This window comes from Streptococcus oralis subsp. tigurinus, assembly GCF_002356415.1.
Taxonomy (GTDB): domain Bacteria; phylum Bacillota; class Bacilli; order Lactobacillales; family Streptococcaceae; genus Streptococcus; species Streptococcus oralis_F.
Map to the genome: position 1 here is coordinate 808,370 of NZ_AP018338.1, position 24,083 is coordinate 832,452.

Sequence of the window (24,083 nt, forward strand, 5' to 3'; positions counted from 1 at the left end):
ATGTCTATTACAACATTGCTCACCCTCTTGGTCTCTTCTATGCTGATTTACTCAGCGCCACTTATTTTTACGAGTATTGGAGGAGTCTTCTCTGAACGTGGTGGTGTCGTTAACGTCGGTCTTGAAGGAATCATGGTTATGGGAGCCTTTTCTGGGGTTGTCTTTAACCTTGAGTTTGCAGAACAACTTGGAACAGCGACTCCTTGGATTTCCTTGTTAGTTGCCGGTGCCGTGGGAGCTATTTTCTCCCTCATTCATGCAGTCGCTACAGTTCATTTCCGTGCGGATCATGTTGTCAGTGGTACAGTATTGAACTTGATGGCTCCTGCCCTAGCAGTTTTCTTGGTTAAGGTTCTTTATAACAAAGGACAAACGGATAATTTAAGCCAGACCTTTGGACGTTTTGATTTTCCAGTTTTGGCTAATATCCCAGTGATTGGAGATATCTTCTTCAAGTCAACAAGTTTGCTAGGTTATATCGCGATTGCCTTCTCATTCTTTGCTTGGTTTATCCTCTTCAAGACACGCTTTGGCCTTCGCCTTCGCTCTGTTGGTGAACACCCTCAAGCAGCGGATACCTTGGGGATCAATGTCTACAAGATGCGATATCTTGGGGTTATTATTTCAGGTTTCCTTGGTGGAATTGGGGGAGCGATTTATGCTCAATCCATTTCTGTCAACTTCTCAGTGACAACTATTGTCGGTCCTGGATTTATCGCTCTTGCTGCAATGATCTTTGGTAAATGGAACCCAATCGGTGCTATGCTTTCTAGTCTCTTCTTTGGACTTTCACAAAGTTTGGCAGTTATCGGTTCTCAATTGCCTTTCCTACAAGGAGTGCCAGCGGTTTACCTTCAAATCGCGCCTTATGTCTTGACCATTCTTGTCTTAGCAGCCTTCTTTGGAAAAGCAGTTGCACCTAAGGCAGACGGTATCAACTACATCAAGTCAAAATAAGCATACAAAAAACGTCAGTTTCAAACTGGCGTTTTATTTGTTAGGATTTTGATGGGTTAGGTTCAATCCCCAAGGGACAAGATTTTCAGTTTTATTTTTGATACGTGTGATATTATCCTTGTGACGAATGATAATCAAGCTAGCAAGTGCTAGGATAATCAGAATGAAGAGAGGGTCATAGCTGTCTAGGATAAATCCAAATAGTGGAAATAGGAGAACTCCGATAACGGCTGCGATAGAAGCGGCAACGCTAGATAAGGAAATCATACTACCAAGATAGAGAGTTCCAAAGAATACGACTGCTAGGTAGAGACAGAAGATAGGCGCAAATCCGAAAACAACTCCAGCGCTAGTTGCGACAGCCTTGCCCCCCTTAAAGCCTGCAAAGATAGGAAAGGTATGTCCAATGACAGCCAAAAGTCCAAAGACAAGAGGTGATACACCTTGTAGGTGGAAAAGAATTGGAAGCAGAGTGGCCAAGGTTCCTTTAAAGAAGTCAATCACAAAGGTTGCCATACCCGCTTTCTTACCTAAAATTCGGAAAGTATTGGTTGTTCCGGTGTTTCCAGAACCATGTTCACGCAGATTTGTTTGAAAGAAGATTTGTCCAATCCAAAGACCGGATGGAATCGAACCTAGCAGATAAGCTAAAATTAATAATACAAATGTCATCATAGAACTATTATACCATGAAATAGTGTAGAAATGATGAGAATATCCATTAAAATTGTGACAGCTGAACGGGAAAAACTTTGCAAAATCCCTAGAAAACCTGTAAAATAGAAAAGATGAACAAATAGGAGGTTCCTTGTGTCAAAAAAGGAAATCAATATTAATAACTACAATGATGACGCCATTCAGGTGCTAGAAGGGTTGGATGCGGTCCGTAAACGTCCGGGGATGTATATCGGTTCGACCGACGGTGCAGGTCTCCATCACCTAGTCTGGGAAATTGTGGACAATGCAGTCGATGAGGCCTTGTCTGGCTTCGGTGATCGCATTGATGTGACTATCAATAAAGACGGAAGTCTAACAGTAGAGGACCATGGTCGTGGGATGCCGACTGGTATGCATGCCATGGGTATCCCAACCGTTGAAGTTATCTTCACCATTCTTCACGCTGGAGGAAAATTCGGTCAGGGTGGTTATAAGACTTCTGGTGGTCTCCACGGGGTTGGTTCTTCCGTCGTGAATGCCTTATCTAGTTGGCTAGAAGTAGAAATCACTCGTGATGGTGCTGTTTATAAGCAACGCTTTGAAAATGGTGGAAAACCTGCCACGACTTTGAAGAAAATTGGTACAGCACCCAAGACTAAGACAGGTACCAAAGTCACCTTCATGCCTGACGCGACAATCTTCTCTACGACTGACTTTAAGTACAATACCATTTCAGAACGACTCAATGAGTCAGCCTTTCTCTTAAAAAATGTTACCTTGTCTTTGACAGATAAGCGAACAGATGAAGCAATCGAATTCCATTATGAGAACGGGGTACAAGACTTTGTTTCCTATCTGAATGAAGACAAGGAAACCTTGACGCCTGTTCTTTACTTCGAAGGGGAAGACAATGGTTTCCAAGTGGAAGTCGCCCTCCAGTACAATGATGGATTTTCAGATAACATCTTGTCCTTTGTCAATAATGTCCGTACCAAAGACGGTGGAACCCATGAGACGGGACTCAAGTCTGCCATTACAAAGGTCATGAATGACTATGCGCGTAAGACAGGTCTTCTCAAGGAAAAAGATAAAAACCTAGAAGGTTCAGATTATCGCGAGGGACTAGCAGCCGTTCTTTCTATTCTGGTTCCTGAAGAGCACCTTCAGTTTGAAGGACAGACCAAGGACAAACTAGGAAGTCCTCTGGCTCGTCCAGTTGTGGATGGGATTGTGGCTGATAAGTTGACCTTCTTCCTTATGGAAAATGGGGAATTGGCTTCTAACCTCATCCGTAAGGCTATCAAGGCTCGTGACGCTCGTGAAGCGGCACGTAAGGCGCGTGATGAGAGCCGAAATGGTAAGAAAAACAAGAAAGACAAAGGCTTGCTGTCTGGAAAATTGACCCCAGCCCAGTCTAAAAATCCTGCAAAGAACGAACTCTATCTAGTCGAGGGGGATTCTGCCGGCGGTTCTGCTAAACAAGGTCGTGATCGTAAGTTTCAGGCTATCTTACCTCTTCGAGGTAAGGTTATCAATACAGCCAAGGCCAAGATGGCGGATATCCTCAAAAATGAGGAAATCAACACTATGATTTACACCATAGGTGCAGGTGTCGGGGCAGACTTCTCCCTTGAAGATGCCAACTACGACAAGATCATTATCATGACCGATGCCGATACCGACGGTGCCCACATTCAAACACTTCTCTTAACATTCTTCTACCGTTACATGCGTCCGCTAGTCGAGGCAGGACATGTCTATATCGCCCTTCCGCCTCTTTACAAGATGTCCAAAGGGAAAGGCAAGAAAGAAGAAGTGGCCTATGCTTGGACGGACGGAGAGTTAGAAGAACTTCGTAAGCAATTCGGCAAAGGTGCTACCCTCCAACGCTATAAAGGTCTTGGTGAGATGAATGCGGACCAACTCTGGGAAACAACCATGAACCCAGAAACTCGCACTCTCATCCGTGTCACGATCGAAGATCTAGCACGCGCTGAACGCCGTGTCAATGTCCTCATGGGAGACAAGGTCGAACCACGCCGTAAGTGGATTGAGGATAATGTCAAGTTTACGCTGGAAGAAGTGACAGTGTTTTAGTATAGTATAGGGAATATTATGGCGAGACAGAATTATTTTGATATTTTGAACCGGATGGAGTTTGATCCACAGAGAGAGTTGAAAAATTTGATGGATTTACTGGAAATGGAGAGAAATTTCAAGAGGAGCTATTATGAAACAAGTTTAAATAGTGCCATTTCTAATAATTTCTTAGATTATCCTAATCGTTCAACATTCACCAGTTATTCACAAATGATAGAATTTGTTGGATCGAATATCTATAATACAACTGAACAACTATTTGTTTTCTCTGAGTTATTAGTTGACATTTTTTGTAATCTTGCAGAAAAATTTACAAAGGAAGAGAGTAGCTTTATTCAAGTTATATTTGATAATATTAAAAGGTTTTTAGAATTATCAAATCATGAATTGATTACATTGGATAATGGTAACAAAATCATTGTTGAAAAGAATGTATATGCCTCAGAAGCTTCTCAGATTGTATCTGAAACTAGTATTGAAGAGGCGATAAAGGTCTTAGAATATAATCATTTTTCAAATAAGGGAAATATTCAGCGTAAGAAAGAAATACTTATTGCTTTAGCGAACTACCTTGAACCGTTTAGAAGAGAACTAAATTATTCTGAAGAATTAAAAGATATTATGAAAGTTAACAATCAAAAGGTTATCGCGTTTGAAAAACTTTTTGAAATGTATAATAATTTTGGTTTAAGGCACAATAATTCAAATCAATATCATCTTGATTTGGCTGATGATGAATTGGAACAATGGTACGATGACATCTATACTTCGACTTTATTTGTTATTTTAAGCATGGATGAATCTAGAATTTTGTCGAAATTAAAAACTTTGAGAGAAGGATAGCTAAATCTGTTATAATTGATTAACTAATCTAACTTGAGAAATAGTATGCTAATAGACAGTAATATCAAATAAAGAACAGGTGTTAATATGAGAACTGAACCCGAAATGCTTGATTTAATTTTACAAACCGCAAAAACTCTAAAAGTCGATGCTGTGGCTCTATCTGGTTCAAGAACAGATGCTCAAGCTCCAAAAGATGAGTTTCAAGATTATGATGTTGTTTATGTCGTGGACGACTTAGATAATCTGACGAGTGATCTTGCTTGGTTGGACCAGTTTGGAACACGTATCATTGAGCAGCATAATATCCTTGGCAACCGTCGTCTCTACCTCATGCTCTTTGAAGATGGCAATCGGATTGATTTGACTCTATGTCCTAAAGAGTATATCAAGGAGTGGGTAGAAAGCGAAGCGGATTTCACGGTGCTAGAGGACACTAAGGGCTTGTTTGCGCCATATTCTCCAAGTTCACAACGTTACTGGACGAATCCATCTAGTCAGACAGATTTCGAAAAAGCCTGTAATGAATTTTGGTGGGTTTCAGCCTACGTGGTTAAAGGGATTTGTCGCAATCAGCTCATCTACGCGACCGACCATCTTTATGGTATTTGTCAACAAGAACTCTTGAAGGTCTTGGCTTGGCAGGTTGCCAGTGATAAGGGGACTGTCGACGTCGGCAAGAACTACAAGTATCTCTTTGACTATTTACCTGCTGAGAAAGAGAAGGAATTCTCAAATCTGCTTGATTTTTCAAGTATAGAGAAAATCACTCAGTCTTTGTTTGCTACAATGCAACTTTTCCACCACGAAGCTCAATCCCTTGCTAACAAGATGGGCTTTGACTACATGAAGGACGTGGCTGAGAAGATGATTGAGTATGCTGAAAAGAGACTTCTTAATCGCTGAATAATTTAAAAGATTAAACTACAGAAAGGATAGTTTGGTTACTTATAGTAACTGAACACGAGACTAATTTCTGTAAATTATCCCTTATTCTATAAAAACCTACTCTACATTCTTTGAAAGGAGTTGAACATGCCCTAAATGCTGTGTGAAAAAGATAAATTCTCTTGTGAGCATCGCTCACTGCAATAATTTCCTATTTTCACTTTGCATTTTACGGGCTTTGTATCCCATATGAGTAACATTCAAAACATGTCCCTTGAGGACATCATGGGAGAGCGCTTTGGTCGCTACTCCAAGTACATCATTCAAGACCGGGCTTTGCCAGACATTCGGGATGGATTGAAGCCGGTTCAGCGTCGTATTCTTTATTCTATGAATAAGGATGGCAATACCTTTGACAAGAGCTACCGCAAGTCGGCCAAGTCAGTCGGTAACATTATGGGGAATTTTCACCCACACGGGGATTATTCTATCTATGATGCCATGGTTCGTATGTCTCAGGACTGGAAAAACCGTGAGATTCTGGTTGAAATGCACGGTAATAACGGTTCTATGGACGGAGATCCGCCAGCGGCTATGCGTTATACTGAGGCGCGCTTGTCTGAGATTGCTGGTTATCTTCTTCAAGATATCGAAAAGAAGACAGTTCCCTTTGCTTGGAACTTTGACGATACCGAGAAAGAACCGACGGTTTTGCCAGCAGCATTTCCAAACCTCTTAGTCAATGGTTCGACTGGAATTTCAGCTGGTTATGCTACAGACATTCCTCCGCATAATTTGGCTGAAGTCATTGATGCGACTGTTTACATGATTGACCACCCAACAGCCAAGGTGGACAAACTCATGGAATTCTTGCCTGGGCCAGACTTCCCTACAGGAGCTATCATCCAAGGGCGTGACGAAATAAAGAAGGCTTATGAAACTGGGAAAGGGCGCGTGGTTGTTCGTTCTAAGACGGAGATTGAAAAGCTAAAAGGTGGTAAGGAGCAAATCGTTATCACTGAGATTCCTTATGAAATCAATAAAGCCAATCTCGTCAAGAAAATCGATGATGTTCGTGTCAATAACAAGGTAGCTGGTATTGCTGAGGTTCGTGATGAGTCTGACCGTGACGGTCTTCGTATCGCTATTGAGCTCAAGAAAGATGCTAATACCGAGCTCGTACTCAACTATCTCTTCAAATACACTGACCTTCAAATCAACTACAACTTCAACATGGTGGCGATTGACAATTTCACACCTCGTCAGGTTGGGATTGTCCCAATTTTGTCTAGCTATATCGCCCACCGTCGTGAAGTGATTCTGGCGCGTTCCCGCTTTGACAAGGAAAAGGCTGAGAAACGTCTGCATATCGTTGAAGGTTTGATTCGCGTGATTTCGATTTTGGACGAAGTCATTGCTCTTATCCGTGCTTCTGAGAACAAGGCTGACGCCAAGGAAAACCTCAAGGTCAGCTATGAGTTTACTGAGGAGCAGGCTGAAGCCATCGTGACCTTACAACTTTACCGTTTGACCAATACAGACGTGGTTGTCTTGCAGGAAGAAGAAGCAGAACTTCGTGAAAAGATTGCCATGCTTGCGGCTATCATCGGTGATGAACGTACCATGTATAATCTCATGAAGAAAGAACTTCGTGAGGTCAAGAAGAAATTTGCGACACCACGTTTGAGTACTTTGGAAGATACAGCAAAAGTGATTGAGATTGATACAGCTAGTTTGATTGCCGAGGAAGATACCTATGTAAGCGTGACTAAGGCAGGCTATATCAAGCGTACTAGCCCACGTTCCTTTGCGGCATCCACTCTGGAAGAAATTGGCAAGCGTGATGATGATCGTTTGATCTTTGTACAAACTGCCAAGACAACCCAGCACCTCTTGATGTTTACAACTCTTGGGAATGTCATCTATCGACCAATCCATGAATTGGCAGACATTCGTTGGAAGGATATCGGAGAGCATCTAAGCCAAACTGTCACAAACTTCGAAACTAACGAAGAAATTCTTTATGCAGAAGTAGTGGATCAGTTTGATGATGCGACAACCTACTTTGCAGCGACTCGCCTTGGTCAAATCAAGCGTGTAGAACGCAAAGAATTCTCTCCATGGCGGACCTACAAGTCGAAGTCTGTTAAGTACGCTAAACTCAAAGACGAGACAGACCAAATTGTAGCAGTAGCTCCGATTAAACTAGATGATGTTCTTTTGATTAGTCAAAACGGTTATGCCCTTCGTTTCAATATCGAAGAGGTTCCAGTTGTTGGTTCCAAGGCTGCAGGTGTCAAGGCTATGAACCTGAAAGCAGATGATGCGCTTCAGGCAGCCTTCATCTGTAACACCTCATCCTTCTACCTCTTGACCCAACGTGGAAGCTTGAAACGCGTTTCCATTGAGGAAATTCCAGCGACCAGCCGTGCTAAACGAGGTCTGCAAGTCTTGCGTGAGTTGAAAAACAAACCGCACCGTGTCTTTTTAGCAGGAGCAGTTGCAGATCAAGGACTTGTAGGTGATCTCTTCAGTACAGAAGTGGAAGAGAACGACCAAACACTGCTTGTTCAATCTAACAAGGGAACAATCTATGAAAGTCGATTGCAAGATCTCAGCTTGTCAGAACGAACTAGCAATGGAAGCTTTATTTCAGACACCATTTCAGATGAGGAAGTTTTCGCTGCTTACCTCAAAGAAGTCTTTAAAGAGGACAAAACAAATTCATAAAAAGAATCAGTCCAGAGGGCTGATTTCTTTATGTTGAAAAAATTTTCAGAAAATTACAAATAATACTTGAAATTTTACTAGAAAAGTGTAGAATAGAACACATAGTTTGAATAGTATAAAGGAGAAACACATGACAGTTGCAATTGATTGGGAAAACCTTGGATTTTCTTATATGAAATTACCTTACCGTTATATCGCTCACTACAAGAATGGTCAATGGGATCAAGGAGAATTGACAGAGGATGCGACCTTGCATATTTCAGAGTCTTCTCCAAGTCTTCACTATGGACAGCAAGCATTTGAGGGATTGAAAGCCTATCGTACCAAGGACGGCAGTGTTCAACTTTTCCGTCCTGATGAAAATGCCAAGCGTCTGCAACGTACCTGTGACCGTCTCTTGATGCCACAAGTTCCGACAGAAATGTTTGTAGAAGCTTGTAAAGCAGTTGTGCGTGCAAATGAAGAATACGTACCACCATATGGAACAGGTGGAACACTTTATCTTCGTCCACTTTTGATTGGTGTTGGAGATATCATCGGGGTTAAACCAGCAGAAGAGTACATTTTCACCATTTTTGCTATGCCGGTTGGTAACTATTTTAAAGGTGGTTTAGTCCCAACTAACTTCTTGATTCAGGATGAATACGACCGTGCAGCTCCAAATGGTACGGGTGCGGCCAAGGTAGGTGGGAACTACGCTGCTAGTCTCCTCCCAGGTAAAATGGCCAAGTCACGCCAATTTTCAGATGTTATCTACCTAGACCCATCTACGCATACAAAGATTGAGGAAGTCGGATCAGCCAACTTCTTTGGAATCACGGCAGACAATGAATTTGTTACACCATTGAGTCCATCCATCTTGCCATCTATTACCAAGTACTCTTTGCTTTACTTGGCAGAACACCGCTTGGGCTTAACACCGATTGAAGGTGATGTCCCAATCGATAATTTGGATCGTTTTGTAGAGGCAGGTGCTTGTGGTACAGCAGCGGTCATTTCTCCAATTGGGGGGATCCAACATGGCGATGATTTCCATGTTTTCTATAGTGAAACAGAAGTAGGCCCTGTTACACGTAAACTCTACGATGAATTGACGGGAATCCAATTTGGTGATGTGGAAGCACCAGAGGGATGGATTGTCAAAGTGGACTAAACGACACAAAGTAAAGAGAAACTCCATAGTAGTTATAATGGCTGAAATGGAGTTTTTTCTTGCTAGTTTGAGCATTTTCCTGTACAATAGAAAAAGTGAAAAGAGGTAAAGTATGAGTAAAAAAGATAAGAAAATTGAAATTCAATTAACCGATGCAAAAGTGACTGTTGGAAAAGACAGCTATGAAGGATACGTTTTGACGATCGGGAAAAAGGTTATCGGTGAAATTGCCGAATTAGATAGTCAATTTGCTATCATAAAAAATGGAAATGTCGATAGTTTTTATAAAAAATTTGAAAAAGCTGTGGAAATTTTGATTGAAAACTATAATTTGACAAAATAATACTTGTTTTATTGAAAATTTCATGATATAATAGTTCTCGTTAAACATTGGAGAGATAGCGAAGAGGCTAAACGCGGCGGACTGTAAATCCGCTCCTTCGGGTTCGGGGGTTCGAATCCCTCTCTCTCCATTCATAATGGGGTATAGCCAAGCGGTAAGGCAAGGGACTTTGACTCCCTCATGCGTTGGTTCGAATCCAGCTACCCCAGTTCTTAGGTAATAAATTCAAGATAAAAAGAAAATATCTTAGGGTATTTTATTTTTATAATTGAAAGGCGTGAACGATGTGAACATGTCTTTGCGGGTGCTTAGGAAAAAAATTATAAGTATGTCAAGTTTGGAAAGACTTGATTGTTGGAGGATTTTTTAGATGAACGAATTTGAAGATTTGCTAAATAGCGTTAGCCAAGTTGAGCCTGGTGATGTTGTTAGTGCTGAAGTATTGACAGTTGATGCGACTCAAGCTAACGTTGCAATCTCTGGGACTGGTGTTGAAGGTGTCTTGACTCTTCGCGAATTGACAAACGATCGCGATGCAGATATCAATGACTTTGTGAAAGTAGGAGAAGTATTGGATGTTCTTGTACTTCGTCAAGTAGTTGGTAAAGATACTGATACAGTTACATACCTTGTATCTAAAAAACGCCTTGAAGCTCGCAAAGCATGGGACAAACTTGTAGGACGCGAAGAAGAAGTTGTTACTGTTAAAGGAACTCGTGCCGTTAAAGGTGGACTTTCAGTAGAATTTGAAGGTGTTCGTGGATTCATCCCAGCTTCAATGTTGGATACTCGTTTCGTACGTAACACTGAGCGTTTCGTAGGTCAAGAATTTGATGCTAAAATCAAAGAAGTTGACCCTAAAGAAAATCGCTTCATCCTTTCACGTCGTGAAGTTGTTGAAGCAGCTACTGCAGCAGCTCGTGCTGAAGTATTCAGTAAATTAGCTGTTGGTGATGTCGTAACTGGTAAAGTTGCTCGTATCACTAGTTTTGGTGCTTTCATCGACCTTGGTGGTGTTGACGGATTGGTTCACTTGACTGAATTGTCACACGAACGTAACGTATCACCTAAATCAGTTGTAACTGTTGGTGAAGAAATCGAAGTTAAAGTCCTTGATCTTAATGAAGAAGAAGGACGCGTATCCCTTTCACTTAAAGCAACAACACCTGGACCATGGGATGGCGTTGAGCAAAAATTGGCTAAAGGTGATGTAGTAGAAGGAACAGTTAAACGTTTGACTGACTTCGGTGCATTTGTTGAAGTATTGCCAGGTATCGATGGACTTGTTCACGTATCACAAATTTCACACAAACGTATCGAAAATCCAAAAGAAACTCTTACTGTTGGTCAAGAAGTTACTGTTAAAGTACTCGATGTTAACGCTGACGCAGAACGCGTATCTCTTTCTATCAAAGCTCTTGAAGAACGTCCAGCTCAAGAAGAAGGACAAAAAGAAGAAAAACGTGCTGCTCGTCCACGTCGTCCAAAACGTCAAGAAAAACGTGATTTCGAACTTCCAGAAACACAAACAGGATTCTCAATGGCTGACTTGTTCGGTGATATCGAACTTTAATCAAATTGATAATCACAAAATCCTTTGTTTAAAACAAGGGATTTTTCTTTTGTCTCTTTCTCATTTTTGATATAATAGTTTTATGTTAGATTCAGAAAAACAATCACGTTATCAACTGTTGAATGAGGAACTCTCTTATTTACTAGAGGGTGAGAGCAATGTTCTTGCCAATCTTTCGAATGCTAGCGCCCTCCTAAAATCTCGCTTTCCAAATACTGTATTTGCAGGTTTTTATCTGTTTGATGGTAGTGAGTTGATTTTAGGTCCTTTTCAGGGTGGTGTTTCTTGTATTCGCATTTCGCTTGGGAAAGGCGTATGTGGAGAAGCTGCCGAGTTTCAAGAGACTGTTTTAGTAGGGGATGTGAGCACCTATCCAAACTACATTTCTTGCGATAGTAAGGCCAAGAGTGAAATCGTAGTTCCCATGCTCAAGAATGGTCAATTGCTGGGTGTCTTAGATTTGGACTCTTCTCTTATTGATGATTATAATGCCATTGACCGCGATTACTTGGAACAATTTGTTGCTATTTTGCTTGAGAAGACAGAATGGGACTTTACGATGTTTGAGGAGAAAGCCTAATGTATCAAGCACTTTATCGAAAATATAGAAGCCAAACTTTTTCACAATTGGTCGGACAAGAGGTAGTGGCTAAAACCCTAAAACAAGCAGTCGAGCAGGAAAAGATTAGTCATGCCTATCTTTTCTCAGGCCCTCGTGGAACTGGGAAAACAAGTGTAGCCAAGATTTTTGCCAAGGCCATGAACTGCCCAAATCAAGTGGATGGAGAACCATGTAATCACTGCTATATCTGTCAGGCAGTGACAGAAGGTAGCCTAGAAGATGTTATTGAAATGGATGCGGCTTCAAATAATGGAGTTGATGAAATCCGTGAAATTCGTGACAAATCTACCTATGCACCTAGCTTGGCACGTTACAAGGTCTATATCATAGACGAGGTTCATATGCTGTCTACGGGAGCCTTTAATGCGCTTTTGAAGACTCTTGAGGAGCCAACTCAAAATGTTGTCTTTATCTTGGCGACCACTGAATTGCATAAGATTCCAGCAACTATTTTATCGCGTGTTCAACGTTTTGAGTTCAAATCGATTAAAACTCAAGATATCAAGGAGCATATTTATCATATTCTAGAAAAAGAAAATATCAGTTCTGAACCGGAGGCTGTGGAAATCATTGCCAGACGAGCTGAAGGTGGAATGCGGGATGCCTTGTCCATTCTGGATCAAGCTTTGAGTTTAACACAGGGAAACGAGCTCACGACTGCTATCTCTGAGGAGATTACAGGCGCCATTAGTTTATCAGCACTAGATGACTATGTAGCTGCCTTGTCTCAGCAGGATGTTCCAAAAGCACTTGATTCTTTGAATCTTTTATTTGAGAATGGCAAGAGCATGACTCGTTTTGTGACGGATCTCTTGCAGTATTTGCGTGATTTACTGGTCGTCCAGACGGGTGGCGAAAATACTCATCATAGTCCAGTTTTTATGGACAATCTAGCTTTATCTCAGGAAAGCCTCTTTGAAATGATTCGAATAGCGACTGTGAGCTTGGCAGATATGAAAGCAAGCCTGCAACCTAAGATTTATGCTGAGATGATGACCATTCGTTTAGCTGAGATTAAGCCTGAGCCAGTGCTTTCAGAAACTGTCGAAGGTGAAATAGCTGCACTGAGACAGGAAGTCGCTCGTCTCAAACAAGAACTTGCCAATGTTGAAACGGCTCCTAAACAAGTGGTGCCAGTTCCTAGCCGTCCAGCCACTTCCAAGACAGTCTATCAAGTGGATCGCAACAAAGTTCAGACTATCCTGCAAGAAGCTGTCGAAAATCCTGATTTGGCACGGCAAAACTTGATTCGCCTCCAAAATGCATGGGGAGAAGTGATTGAAAGCTTAGCTGGTCCGGATAAGGCTCTGCTCGTTGGTTCTCAACCAGTTGCGGCAAACGAACATCATGCTATTTTAGCCTTTGAGTCTAATTTCAATGCAGGGCAAACCATGAAACGGGACAATCTCAATACCATGTTTGGCAACATCCTCAGTCAGGCAGCAGGTTTTTCACCTGAAATCTTAGCCATTTCCCTAGAGGAATGGAAAGAGGTTCGAGCGGCCTTTTCAGCTAAAGCTAAATCTTCTCAAGTTGAAAAAGAAGCAGAAGACAGTCTGATTCCAGAAGGATTTGAATTTTTGGCTGATAAAGTGAAGGTAGAGGAAGACTAAAGAAAGATTTCATGATACAATAAGTTTATGAATAGACAACAATTTATTATGATAGCGTTATTTACGGCTGCTGAGACTTATTTTTTCAATGAAGCCTGGATGACCGGGCGTTATTTCATGGCAGCCTTTTGGGCGATTCTACTCTTTCGAAATTTTAGGTTAAGTTACGTGATGGGGAAAATTGTAGACACCATTGATCAGCACCTAAACCGCAAGGACTAGCTCCAAGCTTCTAGACAAAATCAAAGCCTTTTAGGCTTTTTTTTGTTATACTAGTAGAGTATATTTATGGACCTTTTCTTGTATTTTTTAGAGAAATGTAAGTGATTTCTCAAAGGATAAAGGAAATAAGCCTGAAAAAGAAAGGAATTATCATGTCAGTATTAGAGATCAAAGATCTTCACGTTGAGATTGAAGGAAAAGAAATTTTGAAAGGAGTCAATCTGACTCTGAAAACAGGAGAAATCGCTGCTATCATGGGACCAAATGGTACTGGTAAATCGACTCTTTCTGCCGCTATCATGGGAAATCCAAACTATGAAGTCACAAAAGGTGAGGTCTTGTTTGATGGAGTAAACATCCTTGAGTTGGAAGTGGACGAGCGTGCGCGTATGGGACTTTTCCTTGCTATGCAATACCCGTCTGAAATTCCAGGCATTACCAATGCTGAGTTCCTTCGTGCAGCCATGAATGCTGGAAAAGAAGATGATGAAAAGTTTTCAGTTCGTGAGTTCATCACTAAACTAGACGAGAAAATGGAATTGCTCAACATGAAAGAAGAAATGGCAGAGCGCTACCTCAACGAAGGTTTCTCTGGTGGAGAGAAAAAACGTAATGAAATTCTACAACTCTTGATGTTGGAACCAACTTTTGCCCTTCTTGATGAGATTGACTCAGGTCTTGATATCGATGCTCTTAAAGTTGTGTCTAAAGGTGTCAATGCTATGCGTAGCGAAGGCTTTGGTGCTATGATCATCACTCACTACCAACGTCTTTTGAACTACATCACACCAGACGTGGTACACGTAATGATGGAAGGTCGTGTTGTCCTTTCTGGTGGTCCAGAATTGGCTGCGCGTCTAGAACGTGAAGGATACGCAAAACTAGCTGAAGAACTTGGCTACGACTACAAGGAAGAATTGTAATTCCCTCGTATCTTTTAGGAGAAGTAAATGACTAAAGAAACTATTAAACTTTTTTCAGAAATGCACGCTGAACCAAGCTGGTTGTCTGACCTCCGTCAAAAAGCTTTTGATAAGATTGAGAGTTTAGAATTACCAGTTATTGAGCGTGTGAAATTCCATCGTTGGAATCTAGGTGATGGAACGATTACAGAAAGTGAGCCATCAGCAAATGTTCCTGACTTCACGGCTCTAGATAATCACTTGAAGTTGGTGCAAGTAGGAACTCAAACTGTTTTTGAACAAACACCAGTTGAATTGGCTGAACAGGGTGTTATCTTCACAGACTTCCATTCAGCTTTAGAAGAAATTCCAGAGCTGATCGAAGAATTCTTCATGTCATCTGTTAAGTATGACGATGACAAGTTGGCAGCCTACCACACAGCTTACTTTAATAGTGGCGCTGTTCTCTACATCCCTGATAATGTTGAGATTACAGAACCAATCGAAGGGATTTTCTACCAAGACAGCGATAGCGATGTGCCATTTAACAAGCATATCCTTATCATTGCTGGTAAAAACTCTAAAATAAGCTATCTTGAACGTCTAGAGTCACGAGGGGGTGGCAGTGCAAAAGCAACTGCCAATATCACAGTTGAAGTGATTGCTCGTTCTGGTGCGCAAGTGAAATTTGCTGCTATTGACCGTCTAGGTGAAAATGTCACTGCCTACATTAGCCGTCGTGGTAAACTAGGCAACGATGCAAGCATTGACTGGGCAATCGGTGTCATGAACGAAGGAAATGTTGTTGCTGATTTTGATAGCGACTTGATTGGGAATGGTAGCCATGCTGACCTTAAAGCCGTAGCTCTTTCAAGTGGTCGTCAGGTGCAAGGGATTGACACTCGCGTAACTAACTATGGTTGCAACTCTATTGGAAATATCCTGCAACATGGAGTTATTCTTGAGAAAGCAACTTTGACATTCAATGGTATCGGTCACATCATCAAGGGTGCTAAGGGAGCGGATGCCCAACAAGAGAGTCGAGTTCTCATGCTTTCAGACCAGGCGCGTTCAGATGCCAACCCAATTCTTTTGATTGATGAAAATGATGTTACTGCAGGTCACGCGGCGTCTATCGGACAAGTTGATCCAGAAGATATGTATTACCTCATGAGCCGTGGATTGGATAAGGCAACTGCAGAACGCTTGGTTGTTCGTGGTTTCCTTGGCTCTGTTATCGTTGAGATTCCAGTTAAGGAAGTTCGTGATGAAATGATTGCGACTATCGAAGAAAAATTGTCAAAACGCTAAGGGGAAGCCTATGTTAGATGTAGAAGCGATTCGCAAGGATTTTCCAATTTTAGACCAGATTGTCAACGATGAACCTCTGGTCTATCTGGACAATGCTGCGACGACACAAAAACCACTAGCAGTTCTTGAAACAATCAACCGCTACTATGAGCAGGAAAATGCCAACGTTCACCGTGGTGTTCATACCTTGGCAGAGAGAGCAACTGCTTCTTATGAGGGGGCTCGTGAAACCATTCGTAAGTTTATCAATGCAGGCTCTACAAAAGAAGTTCTCTTTACCAGAGGAACGACAACCAGTCTTAACTGGGTAGCACGTTATGCTGAAGAAGTGTTGACTGAGGGAGATCAGGTCTTGATTTCCGTCATGGAACACCATTCCAATATCATTCCTTGGCAGGAGGCCTGCCGCAAGACTGGAGCGGAGCTCGTCTATGTTTATCTCAAGGACGGATCTCTGGATATGGCTGACTTGCAGGTGAAATTAACTGACAAGGTCAAATTTGTTTCACTAGCTCACGCTTCAAATGTTCTGGGTGTGGTCAATCCTATTAAAGAAATCACGCAAATGGCTCACCAAGTTGGAGCCATCATGGTGGTGGATGGTGCTCAGTCTACGCCTCATATGAAGATTGATGTACAGGACTTGGATGTGGACTTCTTTGCCTTTTCAGGTCATAAGATGGCTGGTCCAACTGGTATTGGTGTTCTTTACGGTAAAGAAAAATATCTCAATCAAATGTCACCAGTAGAATTTGGTGGCGAAATGATTGATTTCGTTTATGAGCAATCTGCTAGTTGGAAGGAATTGCCTTGGAAATTCGAGGCTGGAACTCCAAATATGGCAGGTGCTATCGGACTTGCTGCTGCAGTGGATTACCTAGAAAAGATTGGTATGGATGTTATTGAAGCTCATGAACAAGAACTGATTGCATATGTCTATCCAAAACTGCAGGCAATTGAAGGACTGACTATTTATGGTTCACAAGACTTGGCGCAACGATCGGGTGTTATTGCCTTTAATCTAGGCGAACTCCATCCTCACGATCTTGCGACTGCTTTGGATTATGAAGGAGTAGCCGTTCGTGCGGGTCACCACTGTGCCCAACCCTTGCTCCAGTATTTGGATGTCCCAGCAACAGCTCGCGCAAGTTTTTATATCTACAATACCAAGGCAGATTGCGACAAACTAGTCGATGCCTTACAAAAGACAAAGGAGTTTTTCAATGGCACTTTCTAAACTAGATAGCCTTTATATGGCAGTGGTAGCAGACCATTCGAAAAATCCACATCACCAAGGGAAGTTAGAAGACGCTGAACAAATCAGTCTCAACAATCCAACCTGTGGGGATGTTATTAATCTCTCTGTCAAGTTTGATGCAGAGGACCGCTTGGAGGATATCGCTTTTCTAAACTCAGGCTGTACTATCTCAACTGCCTCTGCAAGCATGATGACAGATGCTGTTGTGGGCAAGACCAAACAAGAAATTTTAGAACTTGCGACTATTTTTTCTGAAATGGTTCAAGGGCAAAAAGATAAGCGTCAAGACCAACTTGGAGACGCGGCCTTCTTATCAGGTGTTGCCAAATTCCCTCAAAGAATAAAGTGTGCAACTCTAGCTTGGAACGCCCTTAAGAAGACAATTGAAAATCAAGATAACTGATAAGACAAGTTTCTTTTGTCTTACGAATCAGTAGAAATGAAGAATGAAAGAAAGGATATTATGGCTGAAGAAAGAGTAGAACCAAAACCAATTGACCTTGGTGAATATAAATTTGGTTTCCATGACGATGTAGAGCCTGTCCTATCGACAGGAAAAGGATTGAATGAAGATGTCATTCGTGAACTATCAGCTGCTAAGGGAGAACCTGAGTGGATGCTAGAATTCCGTTTGAAGTCTTATGAAACTTTCAAAAAAATGCCCATGCAAACTTGGGGAGCAGACTTGTCAGAGATTGACTTTGATGACCTGATTTATTATCAAAAACCATCTGATAAGCCAGCCCGTTCGTGGGATGATGTTCCTGAAAAAATCAAAGAAACCTTTGAACGTATCGGGATTCCAGAAGCTGAGCGTGCTTATCTAGCTGGTGCCTCTGCCCAGTACGAGTCAGAAGTGGTTTACCACAATATGAAGGAAGAGTTCCAAAAATTGGGGATTATCTTTACAGATACGGATTCTGCTCTCAAGGAATACCCAGATTTGTTTAAACAATACTTTGCGAAGTTGGTACCGCCGACAGATAACAAGTTGGCAGCCCTCAACTCAGCAGTATGGTCTGGTGGAACCTTTATCTACGTGCCAAAAGGTGTCAAGGTAGATATTCCACTTCAAACTTATTTCCGTATCAATAACGAAAATACAGGTCAGTTTGAACGTACCTTGATTATCGTTGACGAGGGAGCAAGCGTCCATTACGTAGAAGGATGTACAGCACCAACATATTCAAGCAATAGCTTGCACGCTGCCATTGTAGAAATTTTTGCTTTGGACGGAGCTTACATGCGCTATACAACTATCCAAAACTGGTCTGATAATGTCTATAACTTGGTAACAAAACGTGCCAAAGCCTTGAAAGATGCGACTGTTGAATGGATTGATGGAAACTTAGGTGCCAAAACAACCATGAAATACCCATCTGTTTACCTAGATGGAGAAGGTGCGCGTGGAACCATGCTCTCCATCGCCTTTGCTAATGCAGGGCAACACCAAGATACGGGTGCCAAGATGATCCACAACGCTCCACATACAAGCTCATCTATTGTTTCAAAATCCATCGCTAAAGGCGGAGGAAAGGTGGACTACCGTGGACAAGTAACCTTCAACAAGAACTCTAAGAAATCTGTTTCTCACATCGAGTGTGATACCATTATCATGGATGACTTGTCAGCATCTGATACCATTCCATTTAATGAAATTCATAACTCGCAAGTTGCTTTGGAGCACGAAGCCAAGGTATCTAAGATTTCAGAAGAACAACTCTACTACCTCATGAGTCGTGGTTTGTCAGAATCTGAGGCAACCGAGATGATTGTCATGGGATTTGTCGAACCCTTCACTAAAGAACTTCCAATGGAATACGCGGTTGAGCTGAACCGCTTGATTAGCTATGAAATGGAAGGTTCTGTTGGGTAAGAATATGCAGAATCTGAACAGGAAGAGTTCCTGTTCAGATTTTTTTCAAAAAAGAATCTAATAAATATTCACAAAAATGCTTTTATATGGTAAAATAAAACAATTACATTTAGTGGAGATGAAGTATGAATATTTTTAGAACCAAGGATGTTAGTCTGAGACAGACAGAGATGCGTCGCCATTTGAAATTGTGGGATTTGATTTTATTGGGAATCGGTGCCATGGTAGGGACGGGGATTTTCACCATTACAGGAACAGCAGCGGCTACTCTAGCTGGTCCCTCACTAGTGATTTCCATTGTGATTTCTGCCTTATGTGTTTCTTTATCAGCTCTCTTTTTTGCAGAATTTGCCTCTCGTGTACCCGCAACTGGGGGTGCTTATAGTTATCTCTATGCGATTTTGGGAGAATTGCCAGCCTGGATTGCTGGCTGGTTGACCATCATGGAATTCATGACGGCTGTTTCAGGTGTGGCGTCTGGCTGGGCAGCTTACTTTAAGGGCTTACTCAGTGATTATGGTATTTCCATGCCCCAAGCCTTGAATGGAACCTTTAATCCTGAACAGGGAACCTATATCGATCTTCTACCTATTCTAGTACTTACCTTGGTAACAGGATTGGTTTTATTAAATTCCAAGGCAGCCTTACGCTTTAATTCGCTTCTAGTCGTCTTGAAATTCTCTGCTCTTGCTTTGTTTATTCTAGTTGGTATTTGGTACATCAAGCCTGAAAATTGGTCAAATTTTGCTCCTTTTGGCTTTGGTCAGATTTATGGAGGAAGCACTGGGATTATGGCAGGTGCATCTTTGATGTTCTTTGGATTTCTCGGATTTGAGTCTATTTCCATGGCAGTTGATGAAATCCAAAGCCCGCAAAAAAATATTCCTCGAGGAATTGTACTTTCTCTGACAATCGTCACCATTCTCTATGCCTTGGTAACCTTAGTATTGACAGGGATTGTTCACTACAGTAAGCTCAATGTGGACGATGCAGTAGCATTTTCATTACGGAGTATTGGTATCGGCTGGGCGGCCAATTATGTTTCGCTTGTAGCCATTCTCACCCTGATAACGGTATGTATTTCCATGACTTATGCTTTGTCTCGAATGATATACAGCTTAGCACGTGATGGACTTTTACCCCAAAGTTTCAAACAATTAAGCAAGACCAGTCGCGTTCCTAAAAATGCGACTCTCTTAACAGGAGTTGCTTCAGCCATTGCTGCAGGAGTCTTTCCTCTAGCCAGTATTGCAGCCTTCTTAAATATCTGTACCTTAGCTTATCTCATTTTACTAGCCTACGGAATAATAAAACTCAGAAAAGATAAGGGTATGCCCAAAAAAGGAGAGTTTAAAACTCCCTTGGTACCACTTTTGCCAATCCTTTCCATCCTTATCTGTGTTTCCTTTATGCTTCAATATAGTCTAGATACCTGGATTGCCTTTGGCATTGCTCTTGTAGTTGGTCTAGTCATTTACTTTACTTATGGGTTCCGCCATTCAACTCTCGCAGAAGAAAAATAAAAGCTGGGAAATCCCAGCTTTTTAATCTTTCACATAAGTAAAGCCTTCACCCAGAATTTCATGGGCCTCTGTGATGGTGATAAAGGCTTGAGGATCGACTTGGTGAATCATATCCTTCATTTTGACGATTTCGTTCCGACCGACGATACAGTAAATAATTTTTAAATCTTTCTTACTGTAATAACCTTGACCAGATATAAAGGTCACACCACGTCCAAGCTCCTCATTAATCTTATCAGCCAGTTGGTCAGGATATTGAGTAATGATGATAAATCCTTTGCCGGCGTAACCCCCTTCGCCAATCAGGTCAATAACGCGAGCGATGATAAAGTCAAACAAGAGAGTATAGGTAACGAGACGAAGATCTTGGAAGATAATTAAAATCAACATTAGGATAAAAAAGTCAATCCCAAAGAGCAATTTACCAATCGAAAGATTGGTGTACTTGTTGAGGATGCGGGCAACGATATCAGAGCCACCAGTGGTTCCACCAGCATTAAAGATAATTCCTAAACCAACTCCCAGTAAAACCCCTGAGACTAAAGCAACGATGATGAGGTCTCCTTGTAAATCAAACTGCAAGGGGATACGCTCAAAGATTGCGAGCCAAATAGAGAGAGAAATAGAACCCAGAAGGCTGGAGTAGAGGGTCTTGGAACCAAATATCTTCCAAGCCAAAATAAATAAAGGAATATTGATTAAGAGATTCATCAATGAGACAGGGATTTTAAAAAGATAGTAGGTAATCAAGGTGATACCTGTCGCCCCTCCCTCAAATAGATGATAAGGAACAACAAAGTAGGTGAGACCAAAGGCATAGATAGCTGCTCCAAATATAATCGTAATAATCGGTTGAACTTTTCGAATCATAGCTGTTCCTCGCTTTTCTATAGATAGATTATACCAAAAATTCAGTTTTTTTAATTGGATTACTTATGATTTTTTATCATTTTTTTGATATAATAAGAGTGAAAAATCCCAATCCTATTGAGAAGAATAGAAAGATTGAACTTATGACACAAGTAAAAATTGTAACGGACTCTTCTGTTACTATCGAACCAGAAGTAGTTAAAGAATTAAATATCACTATTGTCCCCTTATCAGTTATGATTGATGGCGTACTCTACTCAGATGCTGATCTAAAAGAGGGGGAATTCCTTCATCTCATGCAACAAAGCAAGAATCTCCCTAAAACGAGTCAACCTCCAGTAGGAGTGTTTGCTGAAGTCTTTGAAGAGCTGGGAAAAGATGGCAGTCAGGTTGTTGCTATTCATATGTCTCATGCCTTGTCTGGAACGGTTGAAGCTGCTCGCCAAGGCGCAAGTCTCTCAAGTTCTGATGTGACTGTTATTGATAGTTCCTTTACAGATCAGGCTATGAAGTTTCAAGTTGTTGAAGCTGCAAAACTTGCTAAAGAGGGTAAAGATTTAGAAACTATTCTAGCACATATAGAAGAAGTGAAGAATCACACAGAGCTTTATATCGGTGTTTCGACTCTAGAAAACTTAGTTAAGGGTGGGCGTATTGGACGTGTGACGGGACTATTAAGCTCACTATTAAATATTCGTGTAGTGATGCAGATGAAAAACCACGAACTTCAACCAATCGTCAAAGGACGTGGAGCGAAAACTTTCAAAAAGTGGCTTGAGGAATTAACCAATACTCTTTCCCAAAAATCAGTTGCAGAAATTGGAATTTCCTATGCTGGAACGAATGAATGGGCAAATGAGATGAAGAGTTTATTGCAAGCCTATGTTGAGAAACCAATCTCTGTACTGGAAACTGGCTCTATTATTCAAACTCATACTGGAGAGAATGCTTGGGCAATTCTAATCCGCTATAATTCCTAAAAAATAGAGAAAAATGTTTGAAATGGCGTTTTTGACTTGACCTATGGGCAATTTTAGGATATGATTATATTTGTTAATCAGAAATTATTTGGAGGATTTGTTAACATGGCAAACAAACAAGATTTGATCGCTAAAGTAGCAGAAGCTACAGAATTGACTAAGAAAGATTCAGCAGCAGCAGTTGACGCTGTATTTGCAGCAGTAACTGAATACCTTGCAGCTGGTGAAAAAGTTCAATTGATCGGTTTCGGTAACTTTGAAGTTCGTGAGCGTGCTGCACGTAAAGGTCGCAACCCACAAACTGGTAAAGAAATCGAAATCGCAGCTTCTAAAGTTCCAGCATTCAAAGCTGGTAAAGCTCTTAAAGACGCTGTTAAATAATGAATTTTCAAAAAGCCTGTCATATCAAGCATTTGAGCTTGTGCGACAGGCTTTTTTTGTGTATAGGGGGCAAAAAGGGGCCAAAGACGAATATTTCTTCATGATATCTACCACTGTTGATTTCATTTCTTTAGTTATATATGTATAAATTTAGGTGTTTTTCAACTGAGTCTTTGATATGATATATAACTTCTGAGATAAGTAGTCTTTTGAAAAATAGGGTTTAAGCCTTTACAGTAAAAGAAAAAAGGTTCCCATATTTGAGAACCTTCTTTTCATTAGTTTTTAGAAGCTGCTTGGAATTCAGGGTTTTTCCATGCTTCATCAATGATAGCTTGCAATTCTTTGGCAGATGCTTGCATTTTTTGAGTTTCAGCGTCGTTCAATGGGATGTTTACTGGACGAACGATACCGTGTGCACCAACAACAGCTGGTTGACCGATAAAGACGTTTTTAACACCGTATTGACCTTCTTGGAAGACTGAAAGTGGAAGTACTGCATTTTCGTCATCAAGGATTGCTTTTGTGATACGAGCAAGCGCTACTGCGATACCGTAGTATGTAGCTCCTTTTTTATTGATGATTGTGTAGGCAGCGTCACGAACACCTTCGAACAATTCAATCAATTCAGCTTCTTGAACGTTTTGAGTATCTTTAAGGAATTCTTCAAGGTTTACACCAGCGATGTTAGCGTGTGACCAAACCGCAAACTCAGAATCTCCGTGTTCACCCATGATGTAGGCGTGAACGGAACGAGCATCGACATCCAATTTTTCAGCAAGTGCTTGACGGAAACGTGCTGAGTCAAGTGAAGTACCTGAACCGATAACACGTTCTTTAGGGAATCCAGAGAATTTCCAAGTTGAGTAAGTCAAAACGTCAACTGGGTTAGCTGCAACAAGGAAGATACCATCGAAACCTGATTCAACAACTTGTGTTACGATTGATTTGTTGATAGCCAAGTTTTTACCTACAAGGTCAAGACGAGTTTCACCTGGTTTTTGAGGAGCACCTGCAGTGATAACAACAAGGTCAGCGTCTGCACAGTCAGAGTATTGAGCAGCATAGATTTTTTTAGGTGAAGTGAAGGCAAGGGCGTGGCTAAGGTCAAGCGCATCACCAACAGCTTTTTCGTGCAATTGTGGAATTTCGATAATTCCAAGCTCTTGTGCAATTCCTTGGTTAACAAGTGCGAAAGCGTAAGATGAACCTACGGCACCGTCACCAACAAGGATCACTTTTTTGTGTTGTTTAGTTGAAGTCATTATCTAAACATCTCCT

Annotated in this window: 22 protein-coding genes and 2 tRNA genes; 21 read left to right on the plus strand and 3 right to left on the minus strand. The window is 41.3% G+C overall.

Annotation, left to right across the window (positions count from 1 at the left end):
- Nucleotides 1-957 carry an ABC transporter permease gene (locus tag STO1_RS04140; RefSeq protein WP_096422058.1) on the plus strand — a complete coding sequence of 319 codons (957 nt, stop codon included), beginning with the start codon at nucleotides 1-3 and terminating at the stop codon, nucleotides 955-957.
- 33 nt (nucleotides 958-990) lie between these two features.
- Here the strand turns inward: STO1_RS04140 and plsY are convergent, their stop codons facing one another.
- The gene (gene plsY, locus STO1_RS04145; protein ID WP_096422060.1) at nucleotides 991-1,632 is read right to left on the minus strand and encodes a glycerol-3-phosphate 1-O-acyltransferase PlsY; all 642 of its coding nucleotides are present in this window, start codon (nucleotides 1,630-1,632) and stop codon (nucleotides 991-993) included.
- 135 nt (nucleotides 1,633-1,767) lie between these two features.
- Between plsY and parE the strand changes: the two genes are divergently transcribed.
- From parE to STO1_RS04235, 18 genes are all read left to right on the plus strand, one after another.
- Nucleotides 1,768-3,711 carry a DNA topoisomerase IV subunit B gene (gene parE / locus STO1_RS04150; protein WP_096422062.1) on the plus strand — a complete coding sequence of 648 codons (1,944 nt, stop codon included), beginning with the start codon at nucleotides 1,768-1,770 and terminating at the stop codon, nucleotides 3,709-3,711.
- An 18-nt stretch (nucleotides 3,712-3,729) separates the two neighbouring features.
- On the plus strand, nucleotides 3,730-4,557 hold the full coding sequence (locus tag STO1_RS04155) for a hypothetical protein (RefSeq protein ID WP_000113754.1): 828 nt from the start codon (nucleotides 3,730-3,732) through the stop codon (nucleotides 4,555-4,557).
- An 87-nt stretch (nucleotides 4,558-4,644) separates the two neighbouring features.
- A complete protein-coding gene (locus STO1_RS04160; RefSeq protein ID WP_096422064.1) occupies nucleotides 4,645-5,463 on the plus strand; it encodes an aminoglycoside 6-adenylyltransferase in 819 nt (272 codons plus the stop codon).
- Between the two features lie 231 nt (nucleotides 5,464-5,694).
- Nucleotides 5,695-8,175 carry a DNA topoisomerase IV subunit A gene (gene parC / locus STO1_RS04165; RefSeq protein ID WP_096422066.1) on the plus strand — a complete coding sequence of 827 codons (2,481 nt, stop codon included), beginning with the start codon at nucleotides 5,695-5,697 and terminating at the stop codon, nucleotides 8,173-8,175.
- A 130-nt stretch (nucleotides 8,176-8,305) separates the two neighbouring features.
- Nucleotides 8,306-9,328: a branched-chain amino acid aminotransferase gene (locus STO1_RS04170; protein WP_000214934.1), complete on the plus strand. Its 1,023-nt coding sequence runs from the start codon at nucleotides 8,306-8,308 to the stop codon at nucleotides 9,326-9,328.
- A gap of 112 nt (nucleotides 9,329-9,440) precedes the next feature.
- A complete protein-coding gene (locus STO1_RS04175) occupies nucleotides 9,441-9,671 on the plus strand; it encodes a DUF2969 domain-containing protein (RefSeq protein ID WP_096422068.1) in 231 nt (76 codons plus the stop codon).
- A gap of 49 nt (nucleotides 9,672-9,720) precedes the next feature.
- Nucleotides 9,721-9,801: transfer RNA gene (locus STO1_RS04180), tRNA-Tyr, on the plus strand.
- Nucleotides 9,802-9,808: 7 nt separating this feature from the next.
- Nucleotides 9,809-9,880: transfer RNA gene (locus STO1_RS04185), tRNA-Gln, on the plus strand.
- 161 nt (nucleotides 9,881-10,041) lie between these two features.
- Complete coding sequence (gene rpsA / locus STO1_RS04190; RefSeq protein ID WP_096422070.1) at nucleotides 10,042-11,244, plus strand: 30S ribosomal protein S1; 1,203 nt, start codon at nucleotides 10,042-10,044, stop codon at nucleotides 11,242-11,244.
- Between the two features lie 82 nt (nucleotides 11,245-11,326).
- Nucleotides 11,327-11,824 carry a GAF domain-containing protein gene (locus STO1_RS04195; RefSeq protein ID WP_061588250.1) on the plus strand — a complete coding sequence of 166 codons (498 nt, stop codon included), beginning with the start codon at nucleotides 11,327-11,329 and terminating at the stop codon, nucleotides 11,822-11,824.
- Entirely contained in the window at nucleotides 11,824-13,479 is a 1,656-nt protein-coding gene (dnaX, locus tag STO1_RS04200) for a DNA polymerase III subunit gamma/tau (RefSeq protein WP_096422072.1), read from the plus strand. The genes STO1_RS04195 and dnaX overlap by 1 nt, the downstream gene beginning before the upstream one ends.
- A 27-nt stretch (nucleotides 13,480-13,506) precedes the next feature.
- Nucleotides 13,507-13,701 carry a DUF3272 family protein gene (locus STO1_RS04205; protein ID WP_001081611.1) on the plus strand — a complete coding sequence of 65 codons (195 nt, stop codon included), beginning with the start codon at nucleotides 13,507-13,509 and terminating at the stop codon, nucleotides 13,699-13,701.
- 152 nt (nucleotides 13,702-13,853) lie between these two features.
- The gene (gene sufC, locus STO1_RS04210; protein ID WP_096422074.1) at nucleotides 13,854-14,624 is read left to right on the plus strand and encodes a Fe-S cluster assembly ATPase SufC; all 771 of its coding nucleotides are present in this window, start codon (nucleotides 13,854-13,856) and stop codon (nucleotides 14,622-14,624) included.
- A gap of 27 nt (nucleotides 14,625-14,651) precedes the next feature.
- The gene (sufD, locus tag STO1_RS04215; protein WP_084920693.1) at nucleotides 14,652-15,914 is read left to right on the plus strand and encodes a Fe-S cluster assembly protein SufD; all 1,263 of its coding nucleotides are present in this window, start codon (nucleotides 14,652-14,654) and stop codon (nucleotides 15,912-15,914) included.
- A 10-nt stretch (nucleotides 15,915-15,924) separates the two neighbouring features.
- The gene (locus STO1_RS04220; protein ID WP_096422076.1) at nucleotides 15,925-17,151 is read left to right on the plus strand and encodes a cysteine desulfurase; all 1,227 of its coding nucleotides are present in this window, start codon (nucleotides 15,925-15,927) and stop codon (nucleotides 17,149-17,151) included.
- Nucleotides 17,138-17,575, plus strand: a complete 438-nt coding sequence (gene sufU / locus STO1_RS04225) for a Fe-S cluster assembly sulfur transfer protein SufU (protein ID WP_045617306.1) — start codon at nucleotides 17,138-17,140, stop codon at nucleotides 17,573-17,575. The genes STO1_RS04220 and sufU overlap by 14 nt, the downstream gene beginning before the upstream one ends.
- A 60-nt stretch (nucleotides 17,576-17,635) precedes the next feature.
- Entirely contained in the window at nucleotides 17,636-19,048 is a 1,413-nt protein-coding gene (gene sufB / locus STO1_RS04230) for a Fe-S cluster assembly protein SufB (RefSeq protein WP_000797048.1), read from the plus strand.
- Between the two features lie 125 nt (nucleotides 19,049-19,173).
- Nucleotides 19,174-20,571, plus strand: coding sequence for an APC family permease (locus STO1_RS04235; protein ID WP_096422078.1), 1,398 nt, complete (start codon nucleotides 19,174-19,176; stop codon nucleotides 20,569-20,571).
- A 21-nt stretch (nucleotides 20,572-20,592) separates the two neighbouring features.
- Here STO1_RS04235 and STO1_RS04240 read toward each other — a convergent pair whose 3' ends face one another.
- On the minus strand, nucleotides 20,593-21,441 hold the full coding sequence (locus STO1_RS04240; protein WP_096422081.1) for a YitT family protein: 849 nt from the start codon (nucleotides 21,439-21,441) through the stop codon (nucleotides 20,593-20,595).
- A gap of 143 nt (nucleotides 21,442-21,584) precedes the next feature.
- Here STO1_RS04240 and STO1_RS04245 point away from each other — a divergent pair, with 143 nt between their 5' ends.
- Entirely contained in the window at nucleotides 21,585-22,421 is an 837-nt protein-coding gene (locus tag STO1_RS04245; protein WP_033584840.1) for a DegV family protein, read from the plus strand.
- A 105-nt stretch (nucleotides 22,422-22,526) separates the two neighbouring features.
- Nucleotides 22,527-22,802 carry an HU family DNA-binding protein gene (locus STO1_RS04250; protein WP_001284635.1) on the plus strand — a complete coding sequence of 92 codons (276 nt, stop codon included), beginning with the start codon at nucleotides 22,527-22,529 and terminating at the stop codon, nucleotides 22,800-22,802.
- A gap of 278 nt (nucleotides 22,803-23,080) precedes the next feature.
- On the opposite strand, the gene STO1_RS04255 is transcribed toward STO1_RS04250, so the two are convergent.
- Nucleotides 23,081-24,067, minus strand: a complete 987-nt coding sequence (locus STO1_RS04255) for an L-lactate dehydrogenase (protein WP_000204722.1) — start codon at nucleotides 24,065-24,067, stop codon at nucleotides 23,081-23,083.
- Between the last annotated feature and the right edge of the window lie 16 nt (nucleotides 24,068-24,083).

What these genes read in the sequence shown, in the direction of transcription:
- plsY (WP_096422060.1), bottom strand. Translation starts at nt 1,632, where the DNA reads ATGATGACATTTGTATTATTAATTTTAGCTTATCTGCTAGGTTCGATT.
- STO1_RS04240 (WP_096422081.1), bottom strand. Translation starts at nt 21,441, where the DNA reads ATGATTCGAAAAGTTCAACCGATTATTACGATTATATTTGGAGCAGCT.
- STO1_RS04140 (WP_096422058.1), top strand. Translation starts at nt 1, where the DNA reads ATGTCTATTACAACATTGCTCACCCTCTTGGTCTCTTCTATGCTGATT.
- STO1_RS04160 (WP_096422064.1), top strand. Translation starts at nt 4,645, where the DNA reads ATGAGAACTGAACCCGAAATGCTTGATTTAATTTTACAAACCGCAAAA.
- STO1_RS04155 (WP_000113754.1), top strand. Translation starts at nt 3,730, where the DNA reads ATGGCGAGACAGAATTATTTTGATATTTTGAACCGGATGGAGTTTGAT.
- STO1_RS04195 (WP_061588250.1), top strand. Translation starts at nt 11,327, where the DNA reads ATGTTAGATTCAGAAAAACAATCACGTTATCAACTGTTGAATGAGGAA.
- STO1_RS04205 (WP_001081611.1), top strand. Translation starts at nt 13,507, where the DNA reads ATGAATAGACAACAATTTATTATGATAGCGTTATTTACGGCTGCTGAG.
- rpsA (WP_096422070.1), top strand. Translation starts at nt 10,042, where the DNA reads ATGAACGAATTTGAAGATTTGCTAAATAGCGTTAGCCAAGTTGAGCCT.
- sufC (WP_096422074.1), top strand. Translation starts at nt 13,854, where the DNA reads ATGTCAGTATTAGAGATCAAAGATCTTCACGTTGAGATTGAAGGAAAA.
- STO1_RS04170 (WP_000214934.1), top strand. Translation starts at nt 8,306, where the DNA reads ATGACAGTTGCAATTGATTGGGAAAACCTTGGATTTTCTTATATGAAA.
- STO1_RS04235 (WP_096422078.1), top strand. Translation starts at nt 19,174, where the DNA reads ATGAATATTTTTAGAACCAAGGATGTTAGTCTGAGACAGACAGAGATG.
- sufU (WP_045617306.1), top strand. Translation starts at nt 17,138, where the DNA reads ATGGCACTTTCTAAACTAGATAGCCTTTATATGGCAGTGGTAGCAGAC.
- STO1_RS04220 (WP_096422076.1), top strand. Translation starts at nt 15,925, where the DNA reads ATGTTAGATGTAGAAGCGATTCGCAAGGATTTTCCAATTTTAGACCAG.
- STO1_RS04250 (WP_001284635.1), top strand. Translation starts at nt 22,527, where the DNA reads ATGGCAAACAAACAAGATTTGATCGCTAAAGTAGCAGAAGCTACAGAA.
- STO1_RS04175 (WP_096422068.1), top strand. Translation starts at nt 9,441, where the DNA reads ATGAGTAAAAAAGATAAGAAAATTGAAATTCAATTAACCGATGCAAAA.
- dnaX (WP_096422072.1), top strand. Translation starts at nt 11,824, where the DNA reads ATGTATCAAGCACTTTATCGAAAATATAGAAGCCAAACTTTTTCACAA.
- STO1_RS04245 (WP_033584840.1), top strand. Translation starts at nt 21,585, where the DNA reads ATGACACAAGTAAAAATTGTAACGGACTCTTCTGTTACTATCGAACCA.
- sufD (WP_084920693.1), top strand. Translation starts at nt 14,652, where the DNA reads ATGACTAAAGAAACTATTAAACTTTTTTCAGAAATGCACGCTGAACCA.
- parC (WP_096422066.1), top strand. Translation starts at nt 5,695, where the DNA reads ATGAGTAACATTCAAAACATGTCCCTTGAGGACATCATGGGAGAGCGC.
- sufB (WP_000797048.1), top strand. Translation starts at nt 17,636, where the DNA reads ATGGCTGAAGAAAGAGTAGAACCAAAACCAATTGACCTTGGTGAATAT.
- STO1_RS04255 (WP_000204722.1), bottom strand. Translation starts at nt 24,067, where the DNA reads ATGACTTCAACTAAACAACACAAAAAAGTGATCCTTGTTGGTGACGGT.